Below are 20860 nucleotides of genomic sequence, written 5' to 3' on the forward strand. Positions count from 1 at the left end.
TCCGTACGCAGGGTGGTGTGAGAGGACAGGTAGGGAACTAATCCCTACCTTCCTACTCGATTAATTTACTCCTCAAAAGGCTGAACATCCCCTGGCTTGCGAAGCATCTTATCCACTTCATCCAGGTGTGTTTCCTCTTCCAGGATTTGTGCCCGAGCGTACTCTTCCAAAACCACTGACTTCCCTTCAGCTAGTTCCAGCAATTCATAGTATACCACCAATGCGGCTTTCTCGTGCTCCAGACTTTCTCTCAGGATATTTCCGATATCATGTTCTTGTGTTTCCAGCAAATCACCGATCTTCAGAGAGGGGTGACCACCAAGCATCGTAATCATCTCACCAGCCCTTTGTGCATGTAGCAGCCCTTCTTGGGCATTGCCCTTAAGCCAAGAGACAATAGGGATACGATTATATCCGAAGATCATTAAGGAATAATGGGTGTAGCGTACCACACCAGCCAGTTCAAGTTCCAGAACCTTGTTCAAGACTTCTATGAACTTTTTTTTATCTTTCTTTTTTAAAGTTCCTTCCATGAGGGTATTTATGGGTTAAAGGGTTAATAGTCAATGATAATAAGATAAGGGGATCAATAATTAAATCCTAGAGGACTATTCCAAATTAAGGGGCAAAACATAGGAATAAACAACTTTAACAACCAATGAAATTATTTTTTTTCAACTTATTCGTACTATTTCTGGTAACGGCTTGTACACAAACGGTAGAGGTGAGCAACCAGAATCTATCCACTAAGTTTGAGGATTCCAAAGGAGAAGAGACTGTAACGTATCAAGAAGGGATTGCTTACCTACAGCAATTGGATGACTTATTTGAGGCGTTTCAATTAAAGGAAATAGGAACTACTGATGCAGGACTTCCTTTGCATTTAGGGATACTATCCACAGATCAATCTTTTGATTTGGAGCGAATCAAAGAAAAGCGAGTACTGTTGATCAATAATGGTATCCACCCGGGAGAGCCGGATGGGGTAGATGCCTCTTTGATGCTCCTAAGGGATATACTGCAAGATAAAGCCAGTTATGGAGAATGGGAAGATGTTGTTGTGGCGGTGATTCCCTTCTATAATGTAGGGGGAGCCTTAAACCGTAACAGCCATACCCGAGCCAACCAGGAAGGACCTGTGGCTTATGGGTTTAGAGGGAATGCGCAGAACCTTGACCTGAACAGAGATTTTATCAAGATGAATTCCCGTAATATGGAGACGTTTGCTTCTATTTTCCATCAACTTGATCCTGATTTGTTTATTGATACACACGTGAGCAATGGTGCCGATTATCAATATGTCATGACGTACTTGGCAACTCAGGAGGATAAGCTAGGAGGTAAGTTGGGAGAGTTTAGTCGTCATACGGTAACGCCTTTTATGAAAGATAAAATGCGTGAGGCTTCTTTTGAAATGACGCCTTATGTCAACGTATGGGGTACCGTGCCGGACTCAGGATATGTGCAGTTTATGGATTCCCCAAGGTACTCCTCAGGGTATACGACATTATTCCATACGCTTTCTTATGTTACGGAGACTCATATGTTGAAGCCTTTCAAACAGAGAACAGAGGCTACCTATAATTTCCTGAAGGAAGCAATGATCTTTATGAAGGAGCATGGAAAGGAATTAAAATCTTTGCGTGCACAAACCGCCGAACAAGTAAAGCAGCAAGAAGACTTTCCAATTGCCTGGGAGCTGGATGACACTCAAAAGTCAAGGCTACTTTTTAAAGGATACAAAGGGATCTACAAGCCAAGTGAAGTGAGTGGTTTACCTAGACTATATTATGATAGGACACAGCCATTTGAAAAAGAGATTGATTTTTACAATCATTTTAAACCAAAAACCACGGTCAAGCGACCTAAGGGCTATCTTATTCCGGCAGGGTGGTATACCGTAGTCGATAAGCTAAAGCGTAATGGGGTAGCAGTACAAACCCTTTCTGAAGATACCGTAATGGATGTGACGGTATACCACATCGATGACTTTAAGACAAGGCAAGCCTATGAAGGACATTACTTGCACTATGATATCAAGGTCACGACACAAAAGGAGCAGCTAAGAGCGCGGAAGGGAGATTATTTTGTAGAAGCCAATCAGGCAAGTAACCGTTACATCATAGAGACCCTGGAGCCACATGCTACGGATTCCTTTTTCGCCTGGAACTTCTTTGATGCCATTTTGCAGCAGAAAGAAGGATTCTCTTCCTATGTATTTGAAGACAAAGCGGCGGAGTATCTTCAAAAGTATCCAGAGATAAGAGAAGCATTAGAACGTAAGAAGGCAGCCGACCCTGCTTTCGCTAAAAATGCCTATGCACAGTTACAGTTTGTTTATCAGCAGACACCTCATTATGAGCGTGCGCATCGTAGGTATCCGGTGTATAGAGTAGAGCTTTTATCATGGTAGGAGAGTGATATGTATCATCAATTTCCCTAGAAAAAAAGGAAACTTTTTAACCATTGTAAACGTATACTATATAAATGAATGAATATTCATACTTTTACTTTTAAACAATAAAAGGTCTATGAGCTTAAGTCCATCATAGGGTAGAGGTTGATTCATATGGACAGTAAGTTGCACAGGCTATAGTAGTCACTATTAAAAGCTTCTGAATTATGAACACAATCGTAAAAACGTACCAGCTTACCGAAACAGACCAAGAGTTTTTGAACAAATACGACTATGCGCTTAAACGCTCGTTACTGTCAGTACTTTTGGAAGAAGAATCTTCTTATCAAGCGAAGGAAGAAATCTTGGGTGTGATCAATACCATTGGTACAGATACTATTAATATGGCGCAGCTAGACCAAATCATTGGCATGCCTCAAGATTCGGATTGGAAGACCATTTCAGGGTATCTTAGTGAGCCTTTCAAGGCTAGTGTATTGAAAAAAATTATTGGGGCAGCGATTGCTACGGGTCATATAGATCCGGACTCTTTGGAAAGAATTTATCAGGTAGGGCATGACTTGGATATGTCCGATGAGTACGCCCACTATTTAGTGGATCGTAGTTTACACACTGCCTCTTAAGATATAATAAAAAAGGAAGCCTTATTAAGGTTGAATAATTAACTGACAGTTGAGGCGGCTAGCGCCGCTAGTTGAGTATGCTTCGCACGTTGAGATTTTCAGTAGGACTCTTTCTCAACGTGCGAAGCATACTCAACTAGCGGCGCTAGCCGCCTCAACGACACGCAGTGTCACTCAACAGAGCGAACTAGCAGTATGACAGATAAATATTCAACGTTAGTAAGGCTTCTTCTTTATTCTCCTTGCCCTAAAGAAAACCCACGTTGTCCATCAAATTGGTAGAGGTTTTCAGTCTTGATAACATCAAACCCCAAATTGTGTAGCTTAAAAAGAAGGGAAACAACTTCTTCGTAATTGATAGACGCATAAGTACCATCTTGTTGTCTCTTTGTATCTACACCTACGAATCGGCAACGCCAATGGTCTGTACAATACGTTTCTTCTATACCTTCTGGATAAACCTTAACCCCTCGGTTGGTGATCATTTTTAGGCGTAACTCATCAGAGTTTAACTTGCTTAGAGCGTCTCCTAGCTCATTTGGATTATCCCCTTGCCAATCCAAAAACACATCAACGCCAACTAATTCCTTCGCTACGCTTTGACGTTTATAAGCAGGTATCTGAATACTTCCCTTTCCTTCTGATAAGTGGCTGATAGGGAGCTTCTCCGGAGTCTTGCCTAAATTGGCAATCACTTGATCTGCAAAAGCCTGTGTGCCTACCTTTTGTACGCTGATTCCCTCTTTATAAATGTCGGCAGTATGATAACCTTGTTCCAGTGTACGTAGCCAGGCATTCTTTACTTTATCACCAATGGCTGATTGACCAATATGTGCCAGCATCGATACAGCGGCATTCAAAAGACCAGATGGATTGGCAATGTCTTGTCCGGCAATATCAGGAGCAGAGCCATGAATGGCTTCAAACATGGCAACATTATTACCAATGTTTGCAGAACCACACATTCCGACTGAACCTCCAATCTCTGCAGCAATATCTGAGATAATATCCCCGTATAGATTGGCTGTAACGATCACATCATAATTTTCTGGCTTGGCAGCTAGACGTGCAGATCCTATATCGATGATTTGTGTCTCGTTTTGAATATCAGGATACTCCACTGCAATTTCGTCAAACACTTTATGGAATAGCCCATCGGTGATTTTCATAATATTATCCTTCACCATGCAGGTAACTTTCTTTCTTCCATAGGCACGGGCATATTCAAACGCATAGCGTACGATACGCTCACAGCCAGGACGAGTGATTAGTTTTAGGCACTGATAGACATCTTGTGTTTGCCTGTGCTCGATGCCGGCATATAAGTCTTCTTCATTTTCACGGATAATGACGACATCCAAATCAGGGAAATGACTTGGTACATAAGGGACCAATGCTTCTACAGGTCGAATATTGGCGAAGAGTCCCAAGGATTTTCTTAAGGTGACGTTCAAACTCTTGTACCCTTTTCCCTGAGGAGTCGTGATAGGAGCTTTAAAAATAATCTTGTTTTTACGAATAGCCTCCCATGCATCGGGTGCTATACCGGAAGTATTTCCTGAAAGATATACTTTCTCTCCCAGGTCGATAAATTCCGTTTCAATGTTGGCACCAGCAGCGTTGAGAATTTTTAAAGTTGCGCCCATAATCTCTGGACCAATACCGTCTCCATTCGCTACGGCAATTTTAACAGGAGTATTGGTTGCTTTAGTTTCTACTGCTTCACTTAATGTTGTTGTGCTCATTTGCTTCTGGTTTATATCGTGTTTATTAGATGATGGTATAATTTCATGCAAATATCGGGAGTATTAATGATAAGTTATCATTTAATTATTTAGTTTAAAGTATAAATTATATTTATTAGTGTGTGCTATAAAAAGAGAAACCTAACTTTTCTCATCCCCTTTTTTCACAGTAGGCAGGGATGATTTTTTCAAAGGATCTGTTCTACGGGTAGAATCAATACTGATGAATTATGAAGTACAGTACCCAAAAACTGCTCAGAGGAGGTATTACCTTAATACTCTCCCTGTTTTGCTGTCTGTGCATTAATGCACAGGAACCAGAACCCAAGCAAAAGAAAAATCCTTTCAAAAAAATGAAAGAGGCCTTGGATAAGGCTGATCAGAAAACCGACGAAGAAACCTACAAAATGTGGGAGAAAATGGCCTCTAGGGGAGGAAGTGCAGAAGAAATTAAGGAAGCTGTGAGGGGGAGTTATAACTTTGACTACCAGATTCACTATGTGATGGCCACCAAGAAAAAAAATGGTAAGGAAGATCAAACGGAAGTGATTTTCTATACCAATACGGAGAATGATTATTTAGGTGTTAAGCCTATTATAGAGGACGAGGATATGGAGGTCATCTCAGTATTTGACCGTTCAGAAAAGGTAATGGTAAACTTCACAGAAGATAAGAAAAAAGGGAATCGTCAAGCCATTGCCATGAAACTGGACTTGGATGAAATTCAGGCACAGGCTTACGAAGATGAGGCAGCAGAGGATGCTAATCAGGAAGAAGCTCCCAAGTTCAAGAAAACGGGGGAAACCAAAGAAATCAATGGTATTTCTTGTGAGAAATACGTAGGAGAAGGCGAAGATCATGAAATAGAATTGTGGTTGGGAGAGGTAGATCAGGCAGCGCCATTTATGCCCGGAAGCTTTCAGGGACAGAGCAAGCGATTGGCAGAAGTGATGGGGGATATCCCAGTCAATAAGAACCTGATCATGATGGAAATGCAGGCAGTAGACAAAAGGAATGGAGAAGTGAGTAGTATGAAAGTGAAGGAGTTAGGAGATGCCGATATGTCTGTTAAATCAGAGGATTATGAACTAATGGCGATTCCTCAGGGATACGGAAACCCTACGCCTGATGAGGAATAGTATTTGTCTTATAGTAACGCCATAAAAAAAGCACAGACTAAACGTCTGTGCTTTTTTTATGGCGTTAACTGCTCTTGCATATACTGTATTTCCTCCTCTACATTAACCTCCTTAATTCCCTCTAATTTTTTTATAGTATTTCTAATGAAGGACTGATGAGCTTCCGTATGAGGATTAAAAGGCCGGTGTGTGATGGCTCTCTTTAATTTCTCCCATTTTTTTAAAAACTGCTTACTCTCCTCATCCAGATAAGTTTGCTGAAACTGTTCCCATATATAATCAATAGCTATTTCAGAGGGATGTATCATATCGGAAGTATAGAAACGGTAATCTCTGAGATCATCTAGCATGATTTCATAGGAGGGAAAGTAATGAACATTATTATAGGCAGCACTAAGAGCTTCGCAAGCTAAACGCAATAAGGATTTACTAAGGTTATTCTTGGAAAGGCCATTCCTTAGGTGTCTTACAGGGCTTACGGTTAGGATAATCTGGCAGTCTTTGGGAAGGTGAGGGTATAAGCGGTTAAAAGCGTGTTTAATTTCTTCCAGGGTGAGCATACGCTCCTGAAATTCCTTTTGAGGAATTTTATGGCAGTTACCAGCGAGAATACCTGTTTCTAGATGATCAAAAACAAAGCTACTTCCAAAAGTCAGCAGGAGCCATGAGGCATTATTTAATCTATTTTTGCAACTACTTAAAGTTTGATCAAGCAAAGATTCAAAATCCTCAAGGGTAGGTGCTGAGATATCGGAATGACAATACAGCGATCGAAAAACCCCCTCGTTTTGAACAATACTATTGGATGGTAATGGGGCTCTCTTCAAGGATGCTTCCATTAGGGTGAAAATGGAAACAGGGTTGTACAATACTCCAAAGGGATTGGTGAGAATATCAAACTTACTATCCGTTAAACGCTGTCCAATATTTTCCGAGAAACAAGAGCCCATGGAAAATATTTGCTGTTTTATATTGATTTTTTGCTGACTGCTCTCAATTTGAATAGGAGTCCTAAATGTGTGCATAATAGAGGAGATCTTAAATTTTTCTTAAAATTACGATATTCTTTGGAGGTTTGTTCAATGAAATTTTGGCTTAGATAAATACAAGTGTTACTTTTGTGCGCAGAATTTTAACGAAGACACATAAATTGCTTTATTGCACTGCTCATCATGAAAAAATATACGTATACAGAGAAGAAAGATACTCGTTCAGGTTTTGGAGCCGGTTTGTTGGAGCTAGGTAAGACGAACGAAAATGTTGTAGCACTTTGTGCTGATTTGACAGGTTCGTTGAAAATGGGCGACTTCCAGAAGGAGTGTCCAGAGCGTTTCTTCCAGGTAGGTATCGCGGAAGCCAATATGATTGGTTTGGCTGCTGGTATGACTATCGGAGGAAAAATCCCTTTCACGGGTACATTTGCCAACTTCTCTACTAGCCGTGTGTATGACCAAATCAGACAATCGGTAGCTTACTCTAAGAAGAATGTTAAGGTTTGTGCTTCGCACTCAGGTATTACACTAGGTGAGGATGGTGCAACACACCAGGTATTGGAGGACATCGGTATGATGAAAATGCTTCCTCATATGACAGTCATCAATACTTGTGATTTCAACCAGACAAAAGCAGCAACGATTGCTATTGCTGAGCACGAAGGACCAGTTTACCTTCGCTTTGGACGTCCAGCGGTACCTAACTTCACAAAAGAAGAGGATTTTGTGATTGGTAAGGCAATGATGCTGAATGAAGGATCTGATGTAACAATTATCGCTACAGGTCACTTGGTATGGGAAGCGATCCAGGCAGGAGAAGCATTGGCTGAAAAAGGAATCGATGCAGAAATCATCAATATCCACACGATTAAGCCATTGGACGAAGAGGCTATCCTTAAGTCGGTAAAGAAAACAGGATGTGTCGTGACTGCTGAAGAGCACCAGGTAAATGGTGGATTAGGTGAAAGCGTTGCAGGTACATTGTCAAGAAACTTCCCAGCTCCAATTGAGTTTGTAGGAATCAATGATGTATTTGGAGAAAGCGGTACACCTGCAGAATTGATGCAGAAGTATGGTTTGACAGCAGAGAACATCGTAGCTGCTGCAGAGAAAGTAATGAAGCGCAAGTAATTCCTAGGGGAACTCACTAGCCAAATTCATATAGTATATAATTTTTTCATCGTAACCTATTACTTTGAAAAAATGAAAGAAAAGCCTGACATCGCGTCAGGCTTTTTTTATTATCGGTTTGTTTCTATATTTAATCATAAAGAAATCTTTGATTACTACAGTGTTGTAGATTTATCTGAACACTTATACTATTATTTCTCATAACCCAAACTAACAAAACCATTCATGCCTATTAAAAGGACAATAGGTACTCCTACAAATGGATACTTTTCTTTCCTATTATTCTGTTATCTCTTTCTGGGAGCACCCATGAATATCGTAAAAGGTACTGTGGTCCATGATGAAGATTCATTAAATATAGCACAACAAGATACCTCTAAGGTGAATATGCTAAACGATATCGCCTGGCGATACCGGCATACCTCTATACGGCAAACATTACGTTATTCTTCCCAGGCAGTTTCCCTTGCCAGTAAGTTGCATTATAGTAAAGGGGTTTTGGAAGGCTCCCTTAATTTAGCGAATGCCTACTTCAAGCTTGGACAATTGGATGAGGCATTTAAACAAGCCTCCTTTGTATTGGAGTACGGAGAAGAATTAGGTAGACCCCATTATTTGTCTATGGCCTTGATTGAGCTGGCGAAAATCTATGGAGAAAAAGGTATGCGTCAGGATATGCGTAATGCACTACTTAGGGCGGAAGAATCTTTGCAGGAAGAGGATTTTCAAGCCAGTATTCGTGTTGCCCTCTATTGGGGGGAGTACCTTATGCAAGAAGGATTGATACAGGATGCCTCGGAAAGATTGAACGAAGCACTACTGATGGCCAGAGAACAAATGGACCCTTGGCTAGAAGCCAAGGTAGTGATGGCGCAAGCTAAGTTGAAAATAAAATTGAATGAGTTCTCTGAAGCCAATCGTTATTTTGAGCAAGCCTATAAGTTGTTGAACACCTCTTCCATTGAAGATATTGACTTGGTGCCCATGCTTTTGCAGATGGCCAATACGCGCTTTTTGATGACGGATTATCATCAGGCAGAACGTTTGGCCTGGAGGGTACTGATTATGGGAAAGAACTTGAGGAACTATGAAATACAACAACAAGCCTATTTTATTCTCTATAGTGTAGAAAAACTACAAGGGACCTCCGAGAGAGCGTTGAACTTATTTGAGAAGTATGTAGCCAGTAAGGATAGTGTGCAGTACCATTATGATGCAGCTGTTTTACATGACTTGATCATAAAAAACTCCGTATCCAATATTAAGAGGGAAATGCGTCAATTGGAGCAAACCTCTTCGGAGGATCGAGAGCGTTTATATCAGAAATTGGCAGTGGCCATGTTAGCTTTACTGATTGTTTCTATCCTGACCCTCGTGGTGATTCGACAAAGTAGGAGGAATCATCGTATGATGATGATACAGAGTGATCAACGTCAGGAGCTGGAACGATTTCTCCATGAGAAAGAAGCCTCCATGCGTTATGCCAAAAGGATTCAAATGGCCTTGTTGCCCGATGATCAAACCTTTTTCTCGGCTTTTCCAGATGCCTTTGTGTTATTTCAGCCCTTGGATGAAGTGAGTGGAGATTTCTATTGGGTGACACGCTTTAATGGGTATGCTTATTTAGCTTGTATTGATTGTACAGGCCATGGCGTGTCGGCGGCTTTTCTTAGTGTGATTGCAGAAAGTTTATTGACAGAAATAATTCATCTCAAAGGAATTACTTCTCCAGCTGAGATCATGAAAGAGATGCATCAGGAGTTAAAAAGAAAGCTACACTGGGAGCAAACCAAAGTAACTGATGGAATGGATATGGGGCTTTGCCGTTACGATTATACCCATCAACGTTTGATATTTTCAGGAGCGCATATTCCCTTGGTGGCGATCACCTCTAATCAAACAACAGTATATAAAGGCAGTAGAGTAGGGATAGGAGGGCTAACACAAAATGGAGCTTATTATGATGAAGAAATTCCTTTTGAAGACAATACCCACTTTTATATGTTTTCGGATGGTTTTCCGGATCAGTTTGGAGGAAAGCGTGGAAAGAAGTTAATGCGTACAGGGTGTATTAAAGTATTGGAAAAAATACAGGATGTTCCATTAAATGAGCAAGGCAGTAAATTGGAAGACTTTCTTATTCGTTGGAAAGGAAGGGGAGATCAGATAGATGATATCCTTATTATGGGCTTCCAAGCTCCCCTTTGACGTTGAGCGCTTCGCTGTTGAGAAGCACTTCGTGCTGTTGAGTAGTGCTTCGCACTGTTGAGAGTTATGTTGTATTGCTGAGTAGTGTTCGCAGTACTGTTCGTTGCGTGTTGTGTCTACGCAACGAACAAAAAAAAGTGAGCGTCCACGCTCACATTAATGTTTACTTTTCTCAACACACCGAAGGTGAAACTCAACAGCACAAAGTGCTTCTCAACAGCGAAGCGCTCAACAATTTAGTAACGGATCGTTTTTTCTAAAGCTTTTTTCCTTAAGAACCCACGGATAATGGTATTCACATCCTTATTGTTGGGGTATTGCTTAATAGCCGCCTTCAAGATATTGATATCCTTAGTACCTTGTTCTTTAGGGATGAAGCCAAAGCCTTTATAAACGCCATTTTCAATTTGCACGACAGCTTTTTCATTAAGGTCTCTCCCTTGATCAATGAGCATCAGGTTAGAGGCTCCATAGCTAAAGTAGCGACTTGCTTTTAGCGCTCTTTTATTGTATTGATCTGCTGACTCTTGTTGAATACAAGCGCCCTTACAGGTTTTAATCTGATAGCCAAAGCAACTGTTCGGACTGTTGTCTAATCCACTTAACTTGAGGCAAAGTTGGTGCCTTTCACACATTCTTTCCAGAATACGGGTAGCTTCTTTTTTAGAAAAAGCAGTGGTGATAGGTGTTTCCTGATCGGGATCTTGTGTCAGTGGTGCAATGTCAAAGTTCAGGTAGCCATTATTGTCTTTTTTGACAAAGATGCCAAAGAATACTTTGCTTTTTCGCTGTGCTCGATTGTATACAGGAAGATGTTTTTTGATCTCATCTGACTCCAAGAGTAGTGCAACCAATTCACTACCAGTATGTACGTAGTCGATATGATGGATAAATCGAGCCATCTTTTCGGCTCTTTTGGTTTGCTTATTGGAAAGGTGTTGCAATATACGCTTACGTATATTCTTACTTTTTCCTATATAAATAAGCTCATTCTCTTGATTATAGAGGTAGTATACTCCTGTAACTTCCGGCAGGGCATCAATCACCTCTTTACCGATATGTCCGTGCACCTTGTGGTTAAAGGTGTCGTAGGTATAGATATCTTCCTTAACAGCTTGAAAGTATTCTTTTTGAAGCATCATTTCAAAAAGCTGTACGGTAGCCTCTGCATCTCCCTTGGCACGATGGCGTGCATTCATGGGAATACCCAGTGATTTACATAGTTTACCAAGGCTGTAGGATTCTTCTCCGGGAAGTAGGCGCTTAGCCATTTCTACGGTACAAAGGGTGTCTTTTTGATAAGAATAGCCGAGTTGGGCAAATTCTTCTTTCAGAAAGCTATAGTCAAACTCACTGTTGTGTGCCACTAGGATACAGTCTTCTGTTCTTGTGACAATTTCTTTGGCTACCTCAAAGAAACGAGGTGCTTTGGCAACCATTTTGTTGGATATACCTGTAAGAGATGCAACAAAGGGAGGAATTGGCTGTTCTGGATTGATAAGTGTACTGTACTCATCAATGACCTTTTGCCCGTCATGTATAAAAAATGCAACTTCAGTAATTTTACCTGTCTTAGCGTTGCCTCCAGTGGTCTCTATATCAACTATCGCATACTTCATAGGAAAACAAATTTAAGACATTTCTAATAATTTATTGTTTGAAATTGAATTTTATTGTGATGAGGTAAGATTAAATTTAGGATGTTTTAAGCTTCTACTATGAAAAGATTTTTAATAGTTGGTTTATATTAAGATAGATTTGTGCTATTCAACTATTATATTTGTTTCCCTTCGTCTGTGTTATAGGCAAGATTCCTTAATTTGAAAGGCTATGTCATAATATAAATAGAGGAAGCATAACTTTTTTGACGGTTTGCTTTACATCGTATGACATCTTTTTATTAGATGAACGGACATTGTTCAGTAGGAAACATAAGAGGGTCGAATAATCAAGAATGAGATTGATCAATAGAAATATAATATTAGTTTTTTTTGTCGTCATGCAGTTGACCTCCTGCCTTTCTTCTCGTTACCTGGAGAAAGGAGAGTATCTTTTGTATGATGTCGATGTGGAGGTCGATAACTTGGCCTTGGAGGAAGGACTGTACGCGGCGTTGAAACAAAAGCCTAATCGTAAATGGTTTGGGATTTCTAGGGAACCTTATCTATACCTTTATTATCAGGGGGAAAAAAGCTATAAGAACAAAAGGGCTATCGATTCCTTGAAATTGGAAGAACTCAATAGGCATTATGAGGAGAAGATCACCAAGGTCCAAACCCGATTATCTAAAAACCAACATGCCTACCTTGATAAGAAAGATCGACTCTTTGAGAAAGAATCATCCATGACAGAAGAACAGCTTTATGATAAGCTGTTTAAATTAGCCAAGAACATGGAAAAAGATTCTCTAAGATATTTATCAAAAATTCAGAAGCTGCAGGAGAAGCAATTTGATAAAGGCAGTAAGCTACGTACGCGGTTGGCTAAAGGCAACTGGCGTATGCGTTTAATGGGAGAGAAGCCTGTCTTGTATGATAGTACGAAAACAAGGTATTCTTTAAATTCCATGGAAAGTTATTTGCATTCCAAAGGGTACCTGAATGGAGAAGTGGCAGTGGAAGTCGATACAACAGGTAAGTTTGTGCAACAAGTCTATACTGTGACCCCGGGCCCTTTATCAAAAGTAGCAACGGTTTCTTATACTGCACAAGATCCCTCCTTGTTACAGTACCTGGAGGATACTCGGAATGAGAGTGTTCTAGAAGCGGGGATAGCCTTGGATCGTCAATATTTTTCAGAAGAGCGTAGGCGTATAGCCACCTTGATGAAGAATAATGGGTATTATGATTTAACCATTGACTATATTTATTTTGAACTGGATACAGCCAAGGATGACCATCGGGTAGATATCAATGTTATTCTGAACAACCGCTCAGGCAATGTGCCTCATCAACGTTATACCCTTCAAGGGGTTTCTTTTGAAAATGACATGAGTAAACGCACGGTGATGGATACCGTGAAGCATCAGGGAGTGCTTTTTTATCAAGGAGATCGTTTTTATAAACCCAAGGCCTTAACACCGAAAATTCATTTGACTGATGGAGTCTATAGTCAGAAAGATGTACAGGACACCAGAGCTGCATTAGGAGCGATGGACGTATTTAAGTTTGTCGATGTACAGGTGGCTAAAAAAGATAGCACGACCCTTACAGCTCATGTGATTACGAACTCTCTGGATAAGTATCAGTACTCTTTTGAGACAGGCTTGAACATGAATGACCGTTTCCCTGGTCCTTTCACTTCTTTCACCTTGACGAATCGAAATGTTTTTAATGGAGGAGAGGTATTGCAGTTACAGGGACGCTTTTCTTTGGAGGCGCAGGCTAGTACGTTGGACGTAGAAGATCAGCTATATACGGGACAAGAATTGGGGGTAAATACTAGTCTTTTATTTCCAAGGGTGGTCTTTCCTATGTCAGAAAGCCTTAAGGAAAGGTTATTTGTCAAAAATACCCAAACATTGTTTTTGACAGGAGCCACTTTTGTTGAACGACCTGAGTATAAGCGATTAAACTTACAAGGAGTTTTTGGTTATCAATGGAGAAATCAGCATCAAGCCAATTTCAACGTCAACTTATTTGATATAGGGGTGACCAGTACACCTGAAGTAGATGAGGCGTTTCTGGATCGTTTGAGAGAAATTGGAGGAGAGCCTTTAGTAAGGAACTTTGATAGTGGTTTAGTCTCCAGTACGAACGCTTATTACACCAAAGCAACAGGACAGTTTGGAATGGGGCAGTTGGAAAATACTTCTTTTATTAAACTATTTGCTGAACTGGGAGGTAATACACTGGATTTTATCGATCAACAATTTCTAGGAGATGATGAGCAAATCTTGGGATTACCTTACTACCGATTTCTGAAATTCTCCGCTGAACTAAGAAAGGCGATTCGACTAGGGTACTTAAATCAACAATTAGCTTCCAGGTTATATATCGGTGTGGCAAGGTCATTGGGAGGAGAAGAGTCCTCATTACCTTATGAAAAATACTTTTTCTCAGGGGGTAGTAATAGTAACCGGGCTTGGAGACCAAGACGTATTGGTCCGGGAGCGTATCAGCAAACAGATGAAGATACCAACTTTGAGCAGCCAGGGGAAGTCATTATTGAAGGTAACCTGGAGTGGAGGAGTAAGATGTTTGGATTTATACATGGAGCACTTTTCCTGGATGCCTCCAATGTCTGGTTTTATCAGAAGCAGTACGATGAGGATAATAACCTGAAAGAAGGAGCGCATTTTGAGTTTAGTGATTTCTGGAAAGAGTTTGCCATAGGATATGGTGCTGGTTTACGCTTGGACTTTACCTATGTATTACTTCGTTTTGACGTAGGATTCAAGATGTATGATCCTTCACTATCTATGGGAGATCGTTTTTTGTTAAAGCAAAATTTCCTCGATCCTACCAAAGCTGAATTTAATATTGCAATAGGCTATCCATTTTAGATAAAAGGATTAAATTTGCGGCTTCTTTGGGTGGATTGCCTCCCGAAGAAGCTGTATTTTTAAAGAAAGAAAATGGTTAAAGTATTTCTATTGCTAGGCGGCAATATGGGGGATCGCCTACAAATGTTACAACGTGCCAAGGAAACCCTCGAAAAAGAAGTTGGAAGCCTTTTAAAAGCCTCCTCAGTGTACGAAACAGCTGCCTGGGGAAAAACAGATCAGCCCAGCTTTTATAATCAGGTACTATTTATGGAAACGGCTTTGTCTCCTCAAGCGTTATTGGAAACCGTTTTGGGTGTGGAGCAAGCTTTGGGTCGTGAGCGTTTGGAAAAGTGGGGTGCAAGGTTAATTGATATCGATATTCTTTTCTATGATAATCAGCAAGTTGATCAGGAGCATCTGAAAATTCCTCATCCATTTATTCAGGAAAGACGTTTTACGCTGGAGCCATTGTGTGAACTGGACAAGGACTGGGTACACCCCGTATTTGATAAAACGCTGAAGACGTTATTAGAGGAGTGCCAGGATACATTGCCAGTGATGTTGGTAGAAGGGTAATAAAGAGAAGTACCAATAACACAGGGCAACACAAATAGCACAGGGCAACGCCAATAGCACAGGGCAACGCCCTGTGAAAAGATATTGTTATATAATTACATCATTAAGATATAGACATGGGTAGAAAAAGAAAACCGCTAAGAGTGTTTGAGAATGTGGAGATTCTCAATATTGGTAGTGAGGGGAAAAGCGTAGCTAAAGTGGACTCTCTGGTCCTTTTTGTAGCAGGAACTGTTCCTGGAGATATCGTGGATGCCAAAGAAGTGAAAAAGAAAAAGTCTTTCATAGAGGCATATCCAATGAAGTTTCACAAGTATTCTGAGGATAGGGTAGAGCCTTTCTGTGAGCACTTCGGTCTTTGTGGTGGTTGTAAGTGGCAAATGCTTCCTTATGAAAAGCAGTTGGACTACAAGCAGCAGCAGGTGATGGATCAGTTGACACGTATTGGAAAAGTCGAGCTTCCCGAGCCAATGCGTATCTTGGGTTCTGCGGAGACTACCAACTACCGTAATAAGATGGATTATACCTTCTCTGATTCCCGTTGGTTGACCATGGAGGAACTACAAGAGAGCGAGGGTAAGGAGTTGGATAGAAAAGCCTGTGGTTTTCACCTTCCGGGACACTGGAACCGTATCATTGATATCGATCACTGTCATTTGATGGAAGGCTCGTCAAACAAGATTAGAAACCAACTGCTGGATTACGCCAGAGAAAATAATCTAAGCAGCTATAGCTATAAAGATCACACTGGATTCCTAAGAGGGTTGATCATGCGTACTTCCATCACGGGTGACTTGATGGTAATTGTTCAAGTAGGGTACAAGGATATGGGCCCAATCAATGGAGTAATGGAGTTTTTGAAGGAAAACTTCCCAGAGATCACTTCTCTGAACTATGTGATCAATACGAAACAGAATGATACGTTTGGAGACCTAGAGGTTGTGAACTACCACGGAGAGCCATTTATCACAGAAGAAATGGAAGGCTTGAAGTTCCGTGTTGGACCAAAATCGTTCTATCAGACTAACTCCAAGCAGGCTTATGAGTTATACAAGGTAACCAGGGAGTTTGCTCAGTTGACTGGAGAAGAGAAGGTATATGACTTATATACAGGTACAGGTACCATTGCACAGTTTGTGTCCAAGGAAGCAAAAGAGGTGATTGGTATTGAATATGTAGAGTCTGCCATTGAGGATGCCAAGGAAAATGCTTCTTACAATGGAATTGAGAACTGTAAGTTCTATGCGGGTGACATGAAAGATATCCTGACGCCAACCTTTGTAAAAGAACATGGAGAGGCCGATGTGATTATTACTGACCCTCCAAGAGCGGGTATGCATCCGGATGTAGTGAAGCAGATCTTGAAGGTTGCTCCTAAGCGAGTAGTCTATGTAAGCTGTAACCCTGCAACTCAGGCAAGAGATATTGCTTTGATGGATGAGGATTATAAAGTGACGAAGATTCGTCCAGTAGATATGTTCCCTCACACACAGCACGTGGAGAACGTAGTGTTGCTGGAAAGACGATAGCTTTTTATTGAGGCGGCTTGCGCCGCCTCAACATTTTGCGATTTAATTGAGAATCTGGAACGTATGCTCCTTCGTATCTACTTTCTCAATAATATCTTCAATTACCCCTTTCTCATTAATGATAAAGGTAATACGGGCCGTGCCTTCGTATGACTTGCCTTTATACATACGTGTTTGCCAAGTACCATACTTCTCATGCATAGAACGATCTGTATCGGCTAGCAATGGAAATGGCAAGTTATATTTCTCTTTAAATTTCTGGTGATCTGCTTCAGAGTCCGCGCTAATACCTAAGATAACATATCCTTTTTCCTGCAGCGTCTTATAGTTGTCTCTTAAGTTACAAGCTTGTGCCGTACACCCCGGAGTATCATCTTTAGGATAGAAATAAAGCACCACCTTTTTACCTTCAAAGTCACTCAAAGAAATTGCTTGACCATTTTCATCTTTTTCGGTAAAAGCCGGTGCCTTATCACCTACTTTAACGGGTAATGGTTGGTTTTGAGCAAAAATAAGTAGGGGCGTTAGTACGCCAATTGCTAGTGACAATAACTTTTTCATAAGTAGTTTAGTAATATATCAGTTAGTAATCTTAAATTTCATTCCAGACTCCAGACTCCAGACTCCAGACTCCAGACTCCAGACTCCAGACTCCAGACTCCAGACTCCAGACTCCAGACTCCAGACTCCAGACTCCAGACTCCAGACTCCAGACTATTTTATAATTTGAGCCGTATGCTCTTTGGTTTTCACTTTTTGAATAATGTCTTCTATATTCCCTTCCTCATCAATGATGAAAGTCGTTCTAACCGTTCCCATGTACTCCCTGCCATAGTTCTTTTTCAACTGCCAAGTGCCATATAGGTCATGTACTGCTTGATCAACATCAGCAATCAAGGTAAATGGAAGCTCGTATTTATTGATGAAGTTCTGATGCCTTTTTTCTGTATCCGTACTAACACCAAGGACTTCATATCCTTTGCTTTGTAACAGTTCATAGTTGTCTTTCAGGTTACAAGCTTGAGCAGTACATCCCGGTGTGCTATCTTTTGGATAAAAATACAAAACCACTTTTTTCCCTTTATAATCACTTAAAGAGATGTCATTACCATTCTGGTCTTTGGCGGTAAACTCTGGTGCCTTCTGTCCAATTTCTAACATGTTGCTTACGTTTTTATGATGATAATTAATCTTAGAATCGTTAGTACTTCTATAATAATTCTACAAAGCTAAAAAAGTTTGGGGGGAGGGGGACTATTTTTTTATTTTTTCGAGAGGTAGGAGGAGACCATAACCATCTTTTAGAGGTAATAGGTAAAAAGGAATAGGTAAGAGGGTTGGTGGAGGTGTAATATTTTTACCACTGCACTGGTCGTAGCGTCCACGCTACGACCTAAAAGCGCTTTCGGCGAGCGTCCACGCTCGGATGGTATGAGTGGAAAAATGAGGTTGGTGATGGATTGATAGATCGAATAAAAAATAGCCGTGTTTCGTAAAGTGACGGATTGATTAAGGTTGAATATTTATCCGTCATATTCCGTATAGTGACGGGTTGAAACCCGCCCCTATGTGATGTCACCCTTTCAGGGTTTAGGTAGCATACGACCCCTTTAGGGGTGACATATATTAACCGTGGGTAGGGACGGTAAGTCTTTAACCCACGGTCTACGTATGAGTAGTGTTCGTTCCTTTCGCAACAACGATTCTCACGCAGACGATGGGTTAAAAACCCACCGCTAAGATTAATTATCCCATGAATGGGATTTGGTATTAGATTGAAAAGGATTTGTAGAACAGTATTCCTTACACCAACATACTTGTATGAAAAATGGAAGGCCAGCAAATATAGCTAGCCTTCCTATCCCCATTCATATACACTGTGTGCGAACAGGAACTGTCTTCGAGTGAGTTACAGAAATTAGTCAATAACGGCACTGCGTTTAGTCGAGTCTAATAATGTATAAGTTCTCTCTGTTTTTTCTATATGCTCAAATCTTTCGCCATTTACAATGGCCTTTATCTTGCTGTGTCTAATATCCCAAAAGCCATCTTTATTTTCATCATCATATTCATGGTTAGATTGATAGATTTCTACATTTCCATTTAGAGTATTTTTTTTATATGCAGAAATTATCCTACCCAAAGAATCGTAAATTAGTTTTTCTTCTGAGAGTATCTTTCCATTAGCATTCGTTACTTGAATTAGCAAACCATTATCAATATACTCAAAGTTATAAATGTTTACATGTCCAGATGCTAAGTCTATCTTATAAGATAATTGCTTTCCATTAGATTTATCAAAGTCTAATAGAGACCTTGTCTGCATATAAATTAATGAATCACCTTCTAATAAGTATTCTTTATTATTGATGATGTTACTATCATATTTAATAACATATTCTTTTGGGTTGGAGTAACCATCCCAAGCATTATAAACCCTAAACTGATATTCTTTTTTCTCGGAATCATATCTTTCTAATTTTGTCTGTACTTTTAAGTATTTGTCACCTTGCTGCCGATATGTCTTTGAATGCAGGACTTTAAAGTTGTTAAACATTTTTTTTTCGTATTCTAGACTTTGCACTTCAACTTCCTTTTGGCAAGCTGCCAAAGTCCATAGTATAAAAAATAATTTAACGTATTTTTTCGTATTAAAAGCCATTATAGTAAAGGGAGTTTGAATCAATTTCAACATTAATTGTATCTGTATAACCATTCGCAAAAGTTCTTTGAACTTCCGTTCCATATTTACCATTCCCATATGCATAACCTCCTCTAGGTTCGGAGAGAGTATCTGTTGCTACCACTGGATTTGGAGTATCGGATAGCAATAGGTTAGCTGCGCCACCCATACCTGATCCATCCTTGGGTAAGGATTCTGTTAAGCTTTTTCTTTGAAATGTAGTACTTTCATTTTGAGGCATACTTCCATCTTTTATAGGACCATAGTGTGAAGCCGCTCCAAGCAAAGGTCCTGCTATATCATTAACGTAGCTTTCTGAGATTCTAGTAGGGTTTCCATTTCCTTTAATATCACTAGATGGCCCTCCTTCTACATCGGTATTTGACCCAAAAATTTCAAATCCTCCACCACTAATTTCAAAGCTTAAATCTATTTGAGATAATTTGTTACCCACAGCCTGAAACACACTCGTTACTTTTTGTTCAACAGTGCTAATGACATTTTTTACCTTTGAAGAAGCCTTAGTCATTTTATTTACCATTGTGTTCGCCATAGAACTAGATGGTCTAAAATTATCCTTAGTAACCTGCTTATTAGGGTCCGTAGCCCACATTCCATCTGGGTCAATAAATCTTATAGGGTTGTTAAAAGCATAAGTATAAGGCGACCATCTTCTACCTTGCTCCGCCAGCGGATCCACCCCAAACCATCTCCCCACACTCGGGTCATACATCCTGGCGCCGTAATCAAGCCAACCCAACTCAGATTGCTCCTCCTTCCCATTATAAGTATACTTAAACGCATCCGAAGGCACACTGCCAGCAAGAGATGTTATGTTACCGCCATAGGGACTCTTTATGAACTCCCAAAAATCATCAAAAAAAGAACGAATTAAACTACCTTCAAAAAGTCAGACACATAAAGACCCGAGCAGAAAAATAATGCTTTTCTGTCAAGGGAGTTCAATTGCTTTCTTCTAACTCTGATTACATCACTGTGGTATTTTATAAAGATTACTGCAGATAGTATACCTCTAGTTGACCATTACATGGCGTCCTTAGCCCGTTAATGTGTTTGAGGAAATCTCAGGGACACCACTCTTTATGTGAGCATGCACCAGAAGTACTTCCCTGCGATTAAATCCGTAAATGGGCTTGGGCGACTGATGATGTCGCTTGTCCCTGATGGTTAATGTAATCTACAGTGGAAGGGTAGCAATTTTCCATAAGTTACGAAGGATGGCGGTAAAGTACTATGGTTTTCTTCTATAAATACAAGGCTGTTAGGGGGCGACCACGCAAGATATTCCAGTTGGAACAATGTTTAACCAAA

16 protein-coding genes are annotated in these 20860 nt (G+C 40.3%); 8 read left to right on the top strand and 8 right to left on the bottom strand.

Going from position 1 to position 20860, the window contains the following annotated elements:
* Window positions 1-65: 65 nt before the first annotated feature.
* Window positions 66-533, bottom strand: a complete 468-nt coding sequence (locus ABD985_RS16015; RefSeq protein ID WP_345373472.1) for a ferritin-like domain-containing protein — start codon at window positions 531-533, stop codon at window positions 66-68.
* 125 nt (window positions 534-658) lie between these two features.
* On the opposite strand from ABD985_RS16015, the gene ABD985_RS16020 reads away from it, so the two are divergent.
* Together ABD985_RS16020 and ABD985_RS16025 are read left to right on the top strand one after the other, a co-directional pair.
* Complete coding sequence (locus ABD985_RS16020; protein WP_345373474.1) at window positions 659-2413, top strand: M14 family metallopeptidase; 1755 nt, start codon at window positions 659-661, stop codon at window positions 2411-2413.
* Between the two features lie 209 nt (window positions 2414-2622).
* On the top strand, window positions 2623-3039 hold the full coding sequence (locus ABD985_RS16025; protein WP_345373476.1) for a tellurite resistance TerB family protein: 417 nt from the start codon (window positions 2623-2625) through the stop codon (window positions 3037-3039).
* 233 nt (window positions 3040-3272) lie between these two features.
* Here ABD985_RS16025 and ABD985_RS16030 read toward each other — a convergent pair whose 3' ends face one another.
* Window positions 3273-4784, bottom strand: a complete 1512-nt coding sequence (locus ABD985_RS16030) for an NADP-dependent isocitrate dehydrogenase (RefSeq protein ID WP_345373478.1) — start codon at window positions 4782-4784, stop codon at window positions 3273-3275.
* Window positions 4785-5014: 230 nt separating this feature from the next.
* Between ABD985_RS16030 and ABD985_RS16035 the strand changes: the two genes are divergently transcribed.
* Complete coding sequence (locus tag ABD985_RS16035; protein WP_345373479.1) at window positions 5015-5923, top strand: DUF4412 domain-containing protein; 909 nt, start codon at window positions 5015-5017, stop codon at window positions 5921-5923.
* A gap of 56 nt (window positions 5924-5979) precedes the next feature.
* On the opposite strand, the gene ABD985_RS16040 is transcribed toward ABD985_RS16035, so the two are convergent.
* Window positions 5980-6948 (bottom strand): GSCFA domain-containing protein, encoded by a 969-nt coding sequence (locus ABD985_RS16040; protein ID WP_345373480.1) that lies wholly within the window; start codon window positions 6946-6948, stop codon window positions 5980-5982.
* Between the two features lie 147 nt (window positions 6949-7095).
* Here ABD985_RS16040 and ABD985_RS16045 point away from each other — a divergent pair, with 147 nt between their 5' ends.
* On the top strand, window positions 7096-8046 hold the full coding sequence (locus ABD985_RS16045; protein ID WP_345373482.1) for a transketolase family protein: 951 nt from the start codon (window positions 7096-7098) through the stop codon (window positions 8044-8046).
* A gap of 225 nt (window positions 8047-8271) precedes the next feature.
* Complete coding sequence (locus ABD985_RS16050) at window positions 8272-10254, top strand: SpoIIE family protein phosphatase (protein WP_345373483.1); 1983 nt, start codon at window positions 8272-8274, stop codon at window positions 10252-10254.
* Between the two features lie 236 nt (window positions 10255-10490).
* Here ABD985_RS16050 and ABD985_RS16055 read toward each other — a convergent pair whose 3' ends face one another.
* Window positions 10491-11873: an exonuclease domain-containing protein gene (locus ABD985_RS16055; RefSeq protein ID WP_345373484.1), complete on the bottom strand. Its 1383-nt coding sequence runs from the start codon at window positions 11871-11873 to the stop codon at window positions 10491-10493.
* A 335-nt stretch (window positions 11874-12208) separates the two neighbouring features.
* Here ABD985_RS16055 and tamL point away from each other — a divergent pair, with 335 nt between their 5' ends.
* The 3 genes from tamL (at window position 12209) to rlmD (ending at window position 16845) form a co-directional block, all read left to right on the top strand.
* Window positions 12209-14758, top strand: a complete 2550-nt coding sequence (gene tamL, locus ABD985_RS16060; protein ID WP_345373486.1) for a translocation and assembly module lipoprotein TamL — start codon at window positions 12209-12211, stop codon at window positions 14756-14758.
* A gap of 72 nt (window positions 14759-14830) precedes the next feature.
* Window positions 14831-15316, top strand: coding sequence for a 2-amino-4-hydroxy-6-hydroxymethyldihydropteridine diphosphokinase (gene folK / locus ABD985_RS16065; RefSeq protein ID WP_345373488.1), 486 nt, complete (start codon window positions 14831-14833; stop codon window positions 15314-15316).
* 116 nt (window positions 15317-15432) lie between these two features.
* A complete protein-coding gene (rlmD, locus tag ABD985_RS16070) occupies window positions 15433-16845 on the top strand; it encodes a 23S rRNA (uracil(1939)-C(5))-methyltransferase RlmD (protein WP_345373490.1) in 1413 nt (470 codons plus the stop codon).
* A 42-nt stretch (window positions 16846-16887) separates the two neighbouring features.
* Here rlmD and bcp (ABD985_RS16075) read toward each other — a convergent pair whose 3' ends face one another.
* The 4 genes from bcp (ABD985_RS16075) to ABD985_RS16090 all read right to left on the bottom strand — a co-directional run bounded on the left by bcp (ABD985_RS16075) (window position 16888) and on the right by ABD985_RS16090 (window position 20420).
* The gene (gene bcp, locus ABD985_RS16075) at window positions 16888-17406 is read right to left on the bottom strand and encodes a thioredoxin-dependent thiol peroxidase (RefSeq protein WP_345373491.1); all 519 of its coding nucleotides are present in this window, start codon (window positions 17404-17406) and stop codon (window positions 16888-16890) included.
* A gap of 153 nt (window positions 17407-17559) precedes the next feature.
* Complete coding sequence (gene bcp / locus ABD985_RS16080; protein WP_345373493.1) at window positions 17560-18006, bottom strand: thioredoxin-dependent thiol peroxidase; 447 nt, start codon at window positions 18004-18006, stop codon at window positions 17560-17562.
* 757 nt (window positions 18007-18763) lie between these two features.
* A complete protein-coding gene (locus tag ABD985_RS16085; RefSeq protein ID WP_345373494.1) occupies window positions 18764-19507 on the bottom strand; it encodes a hypothetical protein in 744 nt (247 codons plus the stop codon).
* Entirely contained in the window at window positions 19497-20420 is a 924-nt protein-coding gene (locus ABD985_RS16090; RefSeq protein WP_345373585.1) for an RHS repeat-associated core domain-containing protein, read from the bottom strand. Before ABD985_RS16090 ends, ABD985_RS16085 begins: the two co-directional genes overlap by 11 nt.
* Window positions 20421-20860: the final 440 nt, after the last annotated feature.

This window comes from Algivirga pacifica (assembly GCF_039543525.1).
GTDB lineage: Bacteria > Bacteroidota > Bacteroidia > Cytophagales > Flammeovirgaceae > Algivirga > Algivirga pacifica.